This window comes from Cupriavidus sp. 01L415, assembly GCF_056400065.1.
The window spans coordinates 37,564-51,687 of sequence record NZ_JBFTSP010000035.1 but is presented as its reverse complement, the minus strand read 5'-3'; the positions used below and the strand labels follow the sequence as shown (position 1 = coordinate 51,687).

At 66.9% G+C, this 14,124-nt stretch carries 14 protein-coding genes; 7 read left to right on the top strand and 7 right to left on the bottom strand.

Annotated elements, in window-relative coordinates; all coding sequences use genetic code 11:
• The first annotated feature begins 238 nt into the window (after positions 1–238).
• Positions 239–1,144, top strand: a complete 906-nt coding sequence (locus AC1DOX_RS27790) for a LysR family transcriptional regulator (RefSeq protein ID WP_441624400.1) — start codon at positions 239–241, stop codon at positions 1,142–1,144.
• 1 nt (position 1,145) lies between these two features.
• On the opposite strand, the gene AC1DOX_RS27785 is transcribed toward AC1DOX_RS27790, so the two are convergent.
• The 3 genes from AC1DOX_RS27785 to AC1DOX_RS27775 all read right to left on the bottom strand — a co-directional run bounded on the left by AC1DOX_RS27785 (position 1,146) and on the right by AC1DOX_RS27775 (position 2,966).
• Positions 1,146–1,970 carry an isocitrate lyase/PEP mutase family protein gene (locus AC1DOX_RS27785; RefSeq protein WP_477101610.1) on the bottom strand — a complete coding sequence of 275 codons (825 nt, stop codon included), beginning with the start codon at positions 1,968–1,970 and terminating at the stop codon, positions 1,146–1,148.
• A 165-nt stretch (positions 1,971–2,135) separates the two neighbouring features.
• The gene (locus AC1DOX_RS27780) at positions 2,136–2,330 is read right to left on the bottom strand and encodes a hypothetical protein (RefSeq protein WP_092137700.1); all 195 of its coding nucleotides are present in this window, start codon (positions 2,328–2,330) and stop codon (positions 2,136–2,138) included.
• Between the two features lie 252 nt (positions 2,331–2,582).
• Positions 2,583–2,966, bottom strand: a complete 384-nt coding sequence (locus AC1DOX_RS27775) for a hypothetical protein (protein WP_441624396.1) — start codon at positions 2,964–2,966, stop codon at positions 2,583–2,585.
• Between the two features lie 356 nt (positions 2,967–3,322).
• Here AC1DOX_RS27775 and AC1DOX_RS27770 point away from each other — a divergent pair, with 356 nt between their 5' ends.
• The 6 genes from AC1DOX_RS27770 (at position 3,323) to AC1DOX_RS27745 (ending at position 10,800) form a co-directional block, all read left to right on the top strand.
• Positions 3,323–3,751 carry an auxiliary protein of the heavy metal cation-transporting efflux system HmyCBA gene (locus tag AC1DOX_RS27770; RefSeq protein WP_441624394.1) on the top strand — a complete coding sequence of 143 codons (429 nt, stop codon included), beginning with the start codon at positions 3,323–3,325 and terminating at the stop codon, positions 3,749–3,751.
• A 187-nt stretch (positions 3,752–3,938) separates the two neighbouring features.
• Positions 3,939–5,336, top strand: a complete 1,398-nt coding sequence (locus AC1DOX_RS27765; RefSeq protein ID WP_477112641.1) for a TolC family protein — start codon at positions 3,939–3,941, stop codon at positions 5,334–5,336.
• A 2-nt stretch (positions 5,337–5,338) separates the two neighbouring features.
• The gene (locus tag AC1DOX_RS27760; RefSeq protein ID WP_441624390.1) at positions 5,339–6,493 is read left to right on the top strand and encodes an efflux RND transporter periplasmic adaptor subunit; all 1,155 of its coding nucleotides are present in this window, start codon (positions 5,339–5,341) and stop codon (positions 6,491–6,493) included.
• A gap of 6 nt (positions 6,494–6,499) precedes the next feature.
• A complete protein-coding gene (locus tag AC1DOX_RS27755; protein ID WP_441624388.1) occupies positions 6,500–9,616 on the top strand; it encodes an efflux RND transporter permease subunit in 3,117 nt (1,038 codons plus the stop codon).
• 75 nt (positions 9,617–9,691) lie between these two features.
• On the top strand, positions 9,692–10,096 hold the full coding sequence (locus AC1DOX_RS27750; RefSeq protein WP_441624386.1) for a DUF2880 domain-containing protein: 405 nt from the start codon (positions 9,692–9,694) through the stop codon (positions 10,094–10,096).
• A gap of 209 nt (positions 10,097–10,305) precedes the next feature.
• Complete coding sequence (locus AC1DOX_RS27745) at positions 10,306–10,800, top strand: DUF1579 domain-containing protein (RefSeq protein ID WP_441624384.1); 495 nt, start codon at positions 10,306–10,308, stop codon at positions 10,798–10,800.
• A 114-nt stretch (positions 10,801–10,914) separates the two neighbouring features.
• Here AC1DOX_RS27745 and AC1DOX_RS27740 read toward each other — a convergent pair whose 3' ends face one another.
• The 4 genes from AC1DOX_RS27740 to AC1DOX_RS27725 are packed head-to-tail and all read right to left on the bottom strand — an operon-like array spanning position 10,915 to position 14,120.
• Positions 10,915–11,712: a c-type cytochrome gene (locus AC1DOX_RS27740; RefSeq protein WP_441624382.1), complete on the bottom strand. Its 798-nt coding sequence runs from the start codon at positions 11,710–11,712 to the stop codon at positions 10,915–10,917.
• A gap of 32 nt (positions 11,713–11,744) precedes the next feature.
• A complete protein-coding gene (locus tag AC1DOX_RS27735; RefSeq protein WP_441624380.1) occupies positions 11,745–13,367 on the bottom strand; it encodes a cbb3-type cytochrome c oxidase subunit I in 1,623 nt (540 codons plus the stop codon).
• Entirely contained in the window at positions 13,354–13,938 is a 585-nt protein-coding gene (locus AC1DOX_RS27730; RefSeq protein ID WP_441624378.1) for a cupredoxin domain-containing protein, read from the bottom strand. Before AC1DOX_RS27730 ends, AC1DOX_RS27735 begins: the two co-directional genes overlap by 14 nt.
• Positions 13,935–14,120, bottom strand: a complete 186-nt coding sequence (locus AC1DOX_RS27725) for a hypothetical protein (RefSeq protein ID WP_092137708.1) — start codon at positions 14,118–14,120, stop codon at positions 13,935–13,937. The genes AC1DOX_RS27730 and AC1DOX_RS27725 overlap by 4 nt, the downstream gene beginning before the upstream one ends.
• Between the last annotated feature and the right edge of the window lie 4 nt (positions 14,121–14,124).

Below are 14,124 nucleotides of genomic sequence, written 5' to 3'. Positions count from 1 at the left end.
CACCCTTGGCGGCTACCTGAATCGCCGCAACGATCCTCCGCCCGGCGCTACCGTCATCTGGCGAGGCTTCCTCGTCTTGCACGAAATCACAGAGATGTTCCGTATCTTTAATTCGGGATAGCGAGCCAAGCTTGTGGGTAAAGCTCAGGACTTAACTCCGGGGCTTGCGCAGGTGCCGTGGTCATTCGGGAGGCCCGGCGTACTATCCTGCCTTATTCACAACCGCTGGTTGCAAATCATGGACAAGGCCCGGGTGCTGACGCTGTTTCTGGGAGTGGTGCGCGCGAAGAGCTTTGCGCAGGCTGCCGTCGACGCCGGCATCACGCCGCAGGCCGTCAGCAAGGCGGTGCGTACGCTCGAGGAAGACCTCGGCGTGCGGCTGCTGCATCGGACCACCCGCAAGCTGAGCCTGACCCATGAGGGCGCGCGGTTGTTCGAACTGGCCGATCCCGGCCTGCGGCAACTCGACGAGGCACTGGAGCAGGTCCGCACCGCCCGCAGCGAGTTCGACGGCCTGATCCGCCTGACGGCGCCGCCGTCCGTGGGCAGCCGGTTGCTGGTGCCGATGATGAAGGCGTTTCGCGAGCAGTATCCGGGCATCAGCTTCGACCTGGTGCTGAGCGATCTCTTTACCGATCTCGTGGAGGCCAAGATCGATGTCGGCTTTCGCGCCGGCACCAGTCCCGGCCAGAACCTCGTGGCAAGGCGGCTGCGCGATCTGCCGCTGATCATCTGCGCGTCGCCCGAATACCTGGCGCGGCACGGCGAGCCGAAGACGATCGACGATCTGGGCAAGCATGCCTGCACCGGTTTCCGCCGCCCGGCGACGGGCCGCATGGTGCCGTGGGAATTGAGCATCGACGGCGACCTGGTGTTCCGGGACGTGCCCGCCGTGGTGACCTTCAACGACGTGGAGACCGAGATCGATGCCGTGCGCGCGGGCATGGGCATCGGGCAGCTATCGGCCTATATGGTGCACGACCATCTGGCGGCGGGCCGGCTGGTGTCGATCCTGAAGGCGTACGACAGCAACAATATCGGCCTCTATATGTATTACCCGCATCGCACCCAGATCCCGGTGCGCGTCCGGCGCTTTATCGATTTCGTGGCGGATGCTAGTCAGGGCGCCGGACACGCGCCGTAGATCACGCGCGGTCGCGGAAGAGAGCGTTGAGCTCGGCGCCTGCCGCCGCGCCCTCGAAGCCATCGAAGCGGCCAAGCGCGAGCGACTGTGCGGCGCGCATGAATCCTCCCCAGGCCGACCTTGCCAACGCGCCGCCCACGCTGATCCGGCGCACGCCAAGCGCCGCGACGTCCTCCAGCGTGAGGTCCGATGTGGACCCGATCAGCAGGTTGACCGGTTTCGGCGCCACGGCCGCCACCACGGCCGCAATCTGTTCGCGCGTCTTGATGCCCGGCGCATACAGGCAATCGGCCCCGGCGGCCGCGTAGGCCTGGAGTCGCCGGATGGTGTCGTCAAGATCGGGGCGGCCGGCAAAGAAGTTCTCCGCACGGCCTACTAGCAGGGTATCACCACCTGCTGCGTCGATGGCGCGGCGCGCAGCCTTGAGCCGTTCCACGGCGACGTCGATAGGGAAGAGCGGGTCGGCGGCGTTGCCGGTCGAATCCTCGATGGAGAGCCCCGCCACGCCGGTATCGATCGCCAGCGCGACGCTCTCCGCCACGCCCGCGGCATCGGCACCGAAGCCATTCTCGAAGTCCGCGTTGACGGGCAGGTCCGTGGCGGCGACGATCTCGCGAAGGTGTGCCAGGACGGCGTCGCGGGACAAGCTGTTGTCAGCATGTCCCACGGACCATGCGAGGCCGGAACTTGTCGTGGCCAAGGCCTGGAAGCCGAGCGTTTGCAGGTACAGCGCGCTGCCGACATCCCAGGGATTCGGCAGCACGAAGCAGCCGGCGGCATGCAGGGCGCGAAAGGCGGCGCGCTTTTCGGCGACGGTACGGGTCATGCGGTGTCTCCTCGTGACGAGAGCCATGGCTCCCGAATGATCGTGCGATGTCGGCGCCGGCCGCCGGGAAGTCCGGTGTCCGTGTCGAAACGCATTATCGATGAGGTTCGTGCGCAGGAGCCATGTCGCCGCCGACGGGTGCGGCGGGAGGCGGGGGATTGCCTCTTAGCTGGCCTTGACGGGGGCCGCCTGGGGGGCGCTGGTGGCGGTGACGTCGCAGGCGGGTTGCTGGGCCCGGGCGTGGCGATGCTGGGCCTCGGCGCGGGCACGTTCGATCACGGCAAAATCGGGGCCGGCGATGGCGGAGAGTGAGGCGAGAAGGGAGGCCGCGCCGCAGAGGGCGAGGAGGGCGGACTTCATGGAGAGCTCCATTGCGGGGAAAAAACCAATGGTCCGATCATGCGGGATTCGAGCGATAGCGTCCAAGACCGATCCGTTATCGGCTTCATAGGCAGTGCCAATAGTCGTTGCGCCAAGGCAGGCGGCTTATCGGCGCATCGACGCATCGACGCATCGACGCATCGGCACATCGGCACATCGGCACATCGGCACATCGGCACATCGGCACATCGGCGGGTGGCGATGGGGTGGGACGGGTGGACTGCCGGCCAGCTATCGGCGTGCGGCTGCCTTGCGTTCCGCCGCCAACCGCTTCCAGTCGGAAAACACCGTGTCCAGGCAATCGAGCGTCGTGCAGGCGTCGCGCTTCTTGCGGAATGTGGCGATCTCGGCGTCGGAGACGGCGCCGGTCTTGAGCAGGCGTTGCTGGTCCGCATAAATGCGCGCATAGCCCATCGACAGCAGGGCATGATCACAAATCAGGCGCTCGGCAGGGCGGGGTGCGCACGCCGGCGTGCTGGCGGCCGCGCCGGCGCAGGTGGCGGGCGGTGGCTCGCAGCTGATATCGCTGGCCCGGGCCAGCGGAGACAGGACCAGACACAGGCAGGCAGCCAGACGGTTCAGACGGCTCAGTCGGCGGGTAGTGACGCTCGGCATGCGGGAGGGATCGATGAGAAGGGTTGGATATGTGTGGAGCCGGCCATTATCGGTGGCGGGATCGTTGCGGTCCAATGCGCATCGGTCGACGGGGGAGACCGGCATGGCCGGCTTCCATGCCAGCGGCCTCGGAATCCTCGCCAGCCAACCCACTGGCGCCGGTCGATTCGGGCGAGCCCCGCGCGCCTGTCACGCTCTGGATGCGGAACTCCCTGCCTGCTGACCGGTCAATTGTTGCGTTCGGTTACAATGCTGTACCGCAGCAATCCAGCTGGCGTGAGCGTTACGAAACGATCACGCGACTTTCGCCCATGTGCTGCGGCATGCGCTGCACCCCGTCATCCGCCCCCGATTTGATGCGTTTCCTCCTCTTCCTGCTGACCGCCTTGTGCCTGTCCGCGCTGTCGTTTTCGGCAGCGGCGAACGTGCGCGCGGCTACGCCGCAGGCCGTGGAGGCGATCGTGACGGCGGACGCCGCGCCGGACTACGCCATGCTGGCCACCGGCGACGATCTCTCGCAGATCGTGCTGCCCGGCGACGGCGGCCTGGACCCGGATGCCGACGCGCTGGCCGATAACGGCCCGCCGCCCGGCTACTGCAATATCTGGTCGGCCGATCTGCTCGATCCGCTGGACCTGCTCGACGAAATCGAAGAGTCCAGTGCGCTGTTCGACGTTCCCACGCTGAAGCTCGCCCAGTCTGTCGAAGACGTGGCGCAAGTGCTCCCGGGGCGCAGTGCGCCCCAGCCCGAAGGCCTGTTCCGGCCGCCCAATCTCCTCGCCTGACCGTTCCGGCATCCGCCGCGTGGCCTGACCACCCGGCGGATCGTCCTCATTGCCCCTGAGCGCTCCCGCGTGTCCGTGACCTTTGTCGTCACGGGCTGATGCCTGCCATCCCTGCCGGTTCCTGCCGGCCGTGCGGCATGGCCGTCGTGGTGGCGTCGGGCAGCCGTATCGCTCGACTTTTTCCGACATGAAGACCAATAAAACGCTGACTTGGGTCGCGTCGCTGTCGTTTGTGGCGGCGCCGGCTTGGGCCGCGCAGCTCGCGCCAGGCGGCGCCCCGGCCACCCCGGTGACCCGCGCCGCCCCTGCCGTAGCTCCGACGACCGCGCCCGCGCGCCCCGCCACGCCGCCCCGGGCGGTGACGCCGGCCGCCGAAACGTTCGACCTGCACCAGCTGCTGTCGCTGGCCCAGTCCACCAACAAGGGCGTCGATGCCGCGCAGGCCAATGTCGATGCCGCTACCGCCGCCATCACCAGTGCGCGCGCGTATCCCAATCCGCAGGTGGAGGTGATGTACGGGCGGCTCTCCGGCAAGCAGCCGGGCGTGACCAGCGGCAACGCGCCGTCGTATGCCATCGTCCAGAAGTTCGACTACCCGCAGCAGCGCAGCCTGCGCGAAGCGATTGCCGGGCGCGGGCTGGAGGCCTCCGAGGCGCTGCGCCAGAGCTTCCGCAGCGATCTGGCCGCGCGCGTGAAGGTGTCCTACTACCAGGTGCTGCGTCGCGAGACCGAATTGGCCGCGGCGAAGGAAGATCTGACGCTGATGCGGCAGATCCAGGAGCGCGCGAAAGTGCGGGTGGAAGTAGGTGAGGCGCCGCGCTATGAACTGATCAAGGCCGAAACCGAGCTGCTGGCCGCGCAGAAGACGCAGCAGACGGCCGAGTTGCGCGTCGACCAGGCCAAGGCCACGCTCCGCCAGCAAGTGGGCGGCGGCATGCCCGCCCATTTTGGCCTCGCCGGCAACCTGGGCCGTGCGCCCGAGGTGCCGCCGTTGCCGATCCTGCGGGACACCATGCAGGCGGGCAATGCCGAACTGAATCAGCGCCGCATGGAGCTGGAGCGCGCCCGACTGGGCGTGGACTACCAGCGCTCGCTGCGCTGGCCCGAGGTGGCGGTCCGCGCCAGCACGGATCGGCAGCCGGATAACAACGTCTCGCAGATCGGCCTGGTGATGACGATCCCGCTGTGGGACCGCCGCAGCGGCCCGGTGGGCGAGGCGACCGCGCAGGCCACGCAGGCCCGCACCGCGCTGGAAGCCCGCGAGTTCGAACTCGCGCAGGAACTGGAAACCGCGTACCGCCAGTACGAGATCACGCAAGCCCAGGTCACCGCGCTGGAATCCGGCATCGTTCGCGAGGCCGAGTCCGCGCTGGGCGTGGCCGAGGCCGCGTACCGCTTTGGCGAGCGCGGGATTCTCGACTATCTCGATGCGCAGCGGGTGCTGCGCAATGCCCGCAGCGAACTGATTGCCGCGCAGTACGAGCAGCAAGTCGCCGCCATCCAGATTGAAAAGCTGATGTCGACCGCGCCCGGCACGCCTGCCGGCCCCGCGCCGTCGCTGCCCGTCTCCCCGAATCCGAACTGATCATGCGCCCCCATTTCCTGCTTTCCCTCACAGCCGCCGCGGTCATGCTGATGTCCGTGGCTGCTTGCTCCAAAGATCCCGCGCCGGCTGCCGAGCCGCCCAAGCTGCCACCGGGCATCGTCAAGCCCGAGGCCAACCTGCAGCGCACGCTCAAGGTGGCGCCCGTGGCCACGTCCCCATTCAGCGAGATGCTGCGCGTGGCGGGCCGGATCGATTTCGACGAACAACGCGTGTCGCGCATTGGCGCCAGCGTCACTGGCCGCGTGACCGATCTCTATGCCGTGCTCGGCCAGGAGGTCAAGGCCGGCCAGGTGCTTGCCCGCCTGCACAGCAGCGAGCTGGGCGCCGCGCAGATGGCGTTCCTGAAGGCCGAGGCCCAGAACGAACTGCAGGCGCGCAATGCGGAACGCGCACGCCAGCTGTTTGCCGCCGATGTGATCGGCCGCGGCGAACTGCAGCGGCGCGAGAGCGAGTACGCGATTGCCGCCGCCGAGATGCGTGCGTACCGCGATCAGCTGCGCGTGCTGGGCATGTCGGCGGCGGCGGTCTCCGCGCTGGCCAGGAACGGCAGCATCGATTCCTACTCGCCGGTGTTCTCCAGCATCCAGGGCACTGTGGTGGAGCGCAATGTGGCGCAGGGCCAGGTGGTGCAGCCGGCCGACGCGCTGTACACCGTGGCGGACCTGTCGCGCGTGTGGGTGGTGGCCGAGGTGCCCGAGCAGCAGGCCGCGCAGGTGGCCGAAGGCCAGAAGGTGGACATCGAGGTGCCGTCGCTGGGCAACGGCGCGGACCCGATCACCGGCAAGCTGATCTACGTGGGCCGCACGGTGAACCCGCAATCGCGCACGGTGCTGGTCCGCACCGAGGTCGAGAACAAGGACGGCCGCCTGAAGCCCGCCATGCTGGCCAGCATGCTGATTGCCGGCCAGCCGGTGGATCAGCTGGTGGTGCCGGAATCCGCGGTGGTGCGCGATGGCAACGACGAGCAGGTGTACGTGGAAACGACGGATGGCCAGTACCGGCTCACCAAGGTGAAGCTGGGCGCCGAGAGCGACGGCATGCGCGTGGTGCGGGGCGGCATCAAGCCCGGCGACCGCGTGGTCGTGGAGGGCGCCTTCCACCTGGACAACGAGCGCAAGCGCCTGGAACAGGGGTAATCGGCCATGATGACATCCCTGGTTGAAGCCGCGATCAAGCAGCGGCTGGTGGTGTGCGTGATTGCCGTGGTGCTGTTCTTCTTCGGTCTGCGCGCCGCCGGCAAGCTGTCGGTCGATGCGTTCCCGGACGTGACCAACGTCCAGGTGCAGATCGCCACGGAAGCCACGGGGCGCTCGCCGGAAGAGGTCGAGCGCTTTGTCACCGTACCGATCGAAATGTCCATGACGGGCCTGCCCGGCCTGGAGGAAATGCGCTCGCTGAACAAGGCGGGCCTGTCGCTGATCACGCTGGTGTTCACGGACAAGACCGACGTCTATTTTGCGAGGCAGCTGGTCATGGAGCGGCTGATCGAGGTGTCCGGCCGCATGCCGCAGGACGTGACGCCGGTGCTCGGTCCCGTTTCCACGGGCCTGGGCGAGGTCTACCAGTACACGCTGGACCGCGTCGACGACGGCAACCGCGAACTCACGCAGGAAGAGCTGGCCGAGCGCCGCATCGCCCAGGACTGGGTGGTGCGTCCGCTGCTGCGCTCGATCCCGGGCGTGGCGGAAATCAACTCGCAGGGTGGCTACGTGCGGCAGTATCAGGCACTGGTCAACCCGGAGCGGATGCGCCACTACGGGGTCAATATCCAGCAGGTCTACCAGGCCCTGGCGCGCAACAACGCCAACTCCGGCGGCGGCGTGCTGCCGCACTACGCGGAGCAATATCTGATCCGCGGCGTGGGCCTGGCACGTGGCGTCGACGACCTGGGCAGCATCGTGCTGAAGGAGATCGACGGCACGCCGGTCTATCTGCGCGACGTGGCGCAGGTCACCATCGGCCATGAGGTGCGGCAGGGCGCGCTGGTCAAGAACGGCGAGACGGAGGCCGTGGGCGGCATCGTCATGATGATGCGCGGCGGCAATGCGAAGGAAGTGGTGAGCCGCGTGAAGGCCCGCGTGGCCGAGATCAACGATCGCGGCATGCTCCCCGGCAAGCTGCAGATCGTGCCGTACTACGACCGCAGCGAGCTGGTTGACGCCGCGTTGTGGACGGTGACCAAGGTGCTGCTGGAAGGCGTGGTGCTGGTGGTGATCGTGCTGTTCCTGTTCCTCGGGGACGTGCGCTCGTCGGTGATCGTGCTGGCCACGCTGGTGCTGACGCCATTGCTAACCTTCATCGTGATGAACAGGATGGGGCTGTCCGCCAACCTGATGTCACTGGGGGGGCTGGCCATCGCCATCGGCCTGATGGTGGACGGGTCCGTGGTGGTCGTGGAAAACGCGTTCGAGCGGCTGGGGCATGCCGACAAGAGCGGGCTCACCAGGACGGAGATCCTGGTCAAGGCGGTGCAGGAGGTGGCCACGCCGGTGATCGTGGGCGTGGGCATCATCATCCTGGTGTTCCTGCCGCTGATGACGCTCTCCGGCATGGAAGGCAAGATGTTCGCCCCGCTGGCCTTTACGATCTCGATTGCGCTGGCGATCTCGCTGTTCCTGTCGCTGACGCTCTCGCCGGTGCTGTCGTCGTACCTGCTCAAGGGCGGTGCGGAGCATGACACGCGCCTGATCGCATTCATGAAGCGTCACTACCTGCGCATGCTGCACTGGGCGCTGGCCAACAGCAAGAAGACCGTGCTGTCGGCGGTGGGGGTGTTCATCGCCACGCTGCTGATCGTGCCGCTGCTGGGGACGTCGTTCATCCCGGAGATGAAGGAAGGCTCCATCGTGCCGGCGATCGACCGCGTGCCGAATATTTCGCTGGAGGAATCGATCAAGCTCGAGAAGCAGGCCAACAAGCTGGTGCTGGAGGTGCCCGGCGTGAAGTCGGTGGTGTCCGGTGTGGGTCGCGGCGAGAGCCCGGCCGATCCGCAGGGCCAGAACGAGTCCACGCCGATCGCCAGCCTGAAGGACCGCGACGAGTGGCCCGACGGCTGGACGCAGGACGACATCGCCAACGCCATCCGCGAGAAGCTCAAGGCCATTCCGGGCGTGCAGATCGTGATGGCGCAGCCGATCTCCGACCGCGTGGACGAGATGGTCAGTGGCGTGCGGTCCGACGTGGCGGTGAAGATCTTCGGCGACGACCTCGACAAGCTGCGCGACCTGGCTGGCGAGATCGCCCGCGTGGCGGGTGGCATCCAGGGGTCGCAGGACATCCGGATCGAGCGGATTTCCGGGCAGCAATACCTGTCGATCGAAATCGACCGCCAGGCGATTGCGCGCTACGGGCTGAACGTTTCGGATATCCACGACATCATCGAGATCGCCATCGGCGGCAAGCGCGCCACGGACATCTTCGAAGGCGAGCGGCGCTTTGCGGCGGCCGTGCGCCTGCCGGAGGACTTCCGCGACAACGTTCAGGCCATCCGCCAGTTGCTGGTGCCCGCGCCGGACGGCGTGCAGGTGCCGCTGCAAAGCGTGGCGAAGATCGAGGTGAGCGACGGTCCGGCGCAGATCAGCCGGGAAATGGCCAAGCGGCGTGTGGTGGTGATGATCAACGTGAAGGATCGCGACCTAGGCGGCTTTGTGGCCGAGCTGCAGAGCGCGACCGAGAGCAAGGTCAAGCTGCCCGAGGGGTACTACTTCGAGTGGGGCGGCCAGTTCCAGAACATGGAGCGCGCCATGGGCCACCTGAAGATCATCGTGCCGATCACCATCGCCGCGATCTTCTTCCTGCTGTTCCTGCTGTTCAACTCGTTGCGCTATGCCACGCTGATCATCACGGTGCTGCCGTTCGCATCGATCGGCGGGATCATCGGGCTGTTCGTCACGGGCGAATATCTCTCCGTGCCGGCGTCGGTGGGCTTTATCGCGCTGTGGGGCATGGCGGTGCTGAACGGGGTGGTGCTGGTGTCGTACATCCGCACGCTACGGGAATCCGGCATGTCGCTGCGCAATGCGGTGGTGCGGGGCGCGACGCAGCGCTTCCGCCCCGTGATGATGACAGCGACGATTGCCATGCTGGGCCTGGTGCCGTTCCTGTTCTCGTCGGGCCCCGGTTCCGAGGTGCAGCGCCCGCTGGCCGTGGTGGTGATCGGCGGCCTGATCACATCGACGTTGCTGACGCTGGTGATGGTGCCGACGCTCTACCGCTGGTTCGACGACCACAAGCCGGAGGCCAAGGACATGTCCGTCTGATGGCCGCAGTACAATAGCGCCCGGCCGGCACGCTTCACGTGTGCCGGCCGTTTTTTTACCCCCGGAGTTTTCCTCATGACACTGCCGACCCAAGCGCGCCGCGTGCTGGCGGCGCTGGCTGCCATGACATTGCCGATGATCGCGATTGCCGTCGCGATCCCGGCCACAGCCGCCACGGCCACGGCATCCGCCGCCGATGCCCCCGTCAACATCGAACTGGGCCAGCGCGGTGGCAAGCCCGAAGCCCCCGAGGCGCCCGTTGCCTGCATGAACGCGGTCAAGGCCGCACTGCCGAACCCCGGACATTTCCGCTGGATCCGCGGCACCACGCGCCGCGTGGCGGAAGACGTGTACAGCGTGGTCGGCAACATCGAGTTCATGACCCAGGCTGGCGAGTCGCGCACGGGCGAGGCCCAGTGCGATGTCATGCGGGCGCCGGGTAACCAGTTCATCGTGCCGAAAGTCCGGCTGCCTCAGTAATCCCTCGCAGGCCTCTCTCCCGGCCCTTTTCCCGGCCGTTCTCCGGCCATCCTCCCGACATCTGCTGACAGTCCTGGCAGCCGGCGACATGACATTTCTGTCATGTTGCCGGTTTTTGCAGGGTCGGCGCTGGACACAACGGACCTCGTCTCCTAAGCTCTTGTGTACGCTGTACACAAATCGATCAGCGGCACACAGGAGACCATCGCATGAAGACCGAAACGACCAACGAACACCGCTGGCTGCAGAAGTTGGCGGGCAAATGGATCGGGGAAGGGGAAGCGCAAATGGGCCCGGGGACCGAGCCCGAGAAGTGGAAGATCCCGGAGCAGGTAAGCCTGATCGGCGACGTCTGGGTGCAGTGTCGCGCTGAAGGCGAAATGCCCGGGTGCGGTCTGTCGACCACCGTGATGACACTGGGCTACGACCCGGCCCGCAAGCATTTCGTCGGCACGTTTGTCGGCTCGATGATGACGCATATGTGGGTCTACGAAGGCGACCTGGAGGCCGATGGCCGCACGCTGACGTTGCGCGCCGACGGCCCGGCCTTCACGCCGGAAGGCAATGTGGTGGCGGGCAAGAGCGCCAAGTACCGTGACGTGATCGCGTTTCAGGACGACAACACCCGCACGCTGACTTCGTTCATGCAGGGTGACAACGGCGAATGGATGCAGATCATGCAGGCGACATACCGGCGCCAGTAGTAGGTCCTCGCCGGCGCCTCCCGCCTGGCCCTGCCTGGTGCGGAGGCGGCCGGCATCCTCCCGATTCCCCTCTCTGCGCGTGCGCAGCGCGACTTTCCTGCGCAAGGGCCAGTGCTAGTGCCCCTCCGCCGCCGCCTTTCGCGCATAGAACCCCGCGACCTCCTCGATCTCCTTGTCGGTCATCGCGCGCGCCATGTTCCGCATCTGCCCCTGCGCATCATTGGCCCGCGAGCCATTGCGGAACGCACGCAGTTCGGTGGTCAGGTAGTCGTGCGGCATCCCTTCCAGCCAGGGCGCGCCGAACTTCTGGTCGACCCCGCCATGGCACGAAATGCACGGTGCGATATTGCGCAGCGGATCGCCCACGCGCACCAGCGCGGGCAGGGATTCATCGTAGGTGGTGGGGGCGGTGCGCGCCTTGGGCAGCGAGGCGTAGTACGCGGCGAGGTCGGCGATGTCGCGGTCCGACAGCCTGCGGGTCAGCGTTTCCATGATGGAGCTCCCGCGCTTGCCGGACTTGTAGTCATTCAGTTGCTTGATGATGACTTCCGGGTACTGGCCGGCGAGGTTGGGCGCGTTGGAGGCCGTCATCCCGCGCGCGCCGTGGCACATCGTGCAGTTGTTTAGCGCCAGCGTGGCGCCGCGTCCAACCACATCCGCCGAGCCGGCGCGGGCCATGCCGCGGTCGAGCACCACGTTGGTGGCGATATGGCTGGCGCGTGTCTTGTCGCCCTCGCTCCAGTTCGTGGGGACGCCGGCGGCGCGGCAGATGGCGTCCCAGAGCCCGCGCGCGCTGAAATCGCCCTGCACCGATGGCAGCCAGATGAAGCCGACCAGCCCCATCACGACGGTCAGCACGACCAGCGCCAGCACGCACTTGCCGCCGAGAGAGGAGTTGGGTTGCTCGGACATTGCGGGTATCCGGTGACGGTGGCCGCGGCGGATCAGCGGCTGCCGATCGGCACGATCGGCACCGAGGCGTTTTCCAGCACGGCAAGCTGGACGATGGGGTAGCCGTAGTTGACCAGTGTCAGGGCGATCATCATCACGACCCACAGGGCGAAACCGTTGAGGACCGCAGGTGGGCGTCCGCCAGGGTGGATGGTTTCGCTGAAGGTATAGGGCGCCGGCGTGCCGAGGGGGCGGCGATGGCCGATGGCGAGGATGTAAACGAAGAGGATGGCCGAGATGACCATCGCCAGTCCCCCGAGGGTGGAGGCGGTCACGGTCCAGGCCTGTGGCTGCAGGTCCGGATGGCTGTAGTCGTAGTAGGCCATGCGACGCGGCATGCCGAGCAGGCCAACCCAGTGCCACGGCAGGGAAAGCACCAGCATGCCGAGGAACCAGAGCCAGAGCTGGAGCCGCATCAGTGCGGCCGGCAGGGGGCCGCGACCAGTCAGTTGCGGCCAGAGGTCGTAGGCGAGCGCCATGTACATGATGACGATGGCGCCGGCGAAGATCAGGTGGAAATGCCCCGTGATCCACTGCGTGTTGTGGATGGACTCGTTGAGCTGGTAGCTCATGTTGATGATGCCGCCCGCGCCGCCGAAGCCGAGCATGATGAAGGAGAACGTCACCGCCAGCATCATGGGGTTATGCCACGGCAGCGCGCGCAGCCAGCCGAAGGCGCCGCTGCCGCCGCGCAGGCGGGCCGCGATTTCCACCGAGGCGACGATGGTGAAGACGGTCAGCAGCGTCGGCACCGACACCATCCCCGTCATGGCCGCGTGGACGAACTTGAAGCCTGATCCGACCTGCGGATCGGCGAACAGGTGGTGGATGCCGATGGGCATCGAGAACACGAGGAACAGCGCGAAGGCCACGCGGCCCATGGTGTCGCTGTAGAGCCTGCCGCCGATGGCGCGCGGGACGATGGCGTAGAAGGCCACGTAGGCGGGAATGAGCCAGAAGTAGACGATGGCGTGCAGCGTCCACGAGAAGAACACCCGGGCAAGGCCGGCGTTGATGGTGTCGGTCAGGCCGAGCGAGGCCGGCAGGATCAGCACGAGTATCTCGATGGCCGCGCCGAGCGACGTCCACGCCCACAGGTAGGCGCCGGCCACCGTGCCGTACACCGCGAGCGGCACCGTCGCGCCGGGGTTGTCGCGCCGCCAGGCACGCAGGTTGACCGCCATCAACGCCACCCAGATCCACGAGCCGACCACCACCAGCACCACGCCAAGGTAGTAGAAGGGGCTGCCGATTATGGGAGGATAGAAGGTATAGAGGACCGACGCCTTGCCCAGCCCCATCGTCACCGCCGCGAGCACGGTGCCGGCGATGACCAGCCAGAAGCCTGCCCACGCCCAGCGCAGGCCGACGAGCGGACGCTTCAGGCCAAGTTCGCAGATGGCATAGCCGAAGCCCATCGCCACCAGCGTGGGCAGCACGTAGGCCATGACCGTGCCGTGCGCCGTGACGGACCGGTAGTAGTGCTCGGGATTGTTGACCCACGTCGACAGCGGACTGCGGATGAACATCTGCCACTCGCCGAGCAGGATGGCGCCGAGGAAGGCCACGAAGGCCACCCAGAAATGCGCGAGGACGAGCTTTCTAGCGAGGAACACAGGTCATCCTTTCCGCGTGGCGGGCACGCTCCATGAAATCCTCGCGTGGCAGGACCTGCACCTTCGCCCACATCGCCTCGTGGCCGATGCCGCAGTACTCATGGCACGGCATCAATTGCTCGCCGGCGCGCGGGAAGGTCGTGGTGAAGGTGGCCACGAAGCCGGGAACCAGCATGGTGTTGGCATTGGTGGTGCCGACGATGAAGCCGTGGATCGCGTCGGCGCTGGTGCCCCGGAATGTCACGGGCACGCCTTGCGGCACCACGATGCACTGCGGCTCGAAGGAGTACTGCTGCGCCACCAGGCGCACCATCACCTTGCCGTCGCTGTCGACCGCCGTGCCGAGGTTGCCCTCGACGAATTCCCCCTCCAGGTGCAGCGTCTTCACGTTCACCGTCTCCACGCGCGAAGGCGGCATCGACGCCCAGTGCACGCCGGCGAAGATCATCAGGAGGATGATCACGGCGATGATGATCGCCACCACCACGGCCCATCGCCGCTCCGCCGCGACGGCGACCGCTTCGGCGTGGTGGCCGTCGGGCGTGGCCGGCGTTGACGATGTGGCGTTCACTGGATCAGCCCCCGCTGCGCATACACGCCGAAGTAGAAAGCCAGGTAGATCAGTACGACGATGGCCGTGGCCACGCCGGCCACGGCAAAGGTGCCGGTGGGGCCGCCGCTCACCACGCGGTGCACGTCGTGGTCGGCCGGAGGCGGTTCGTCGTGATGCATCGGATGCAGCGGATCTGGCATGGCG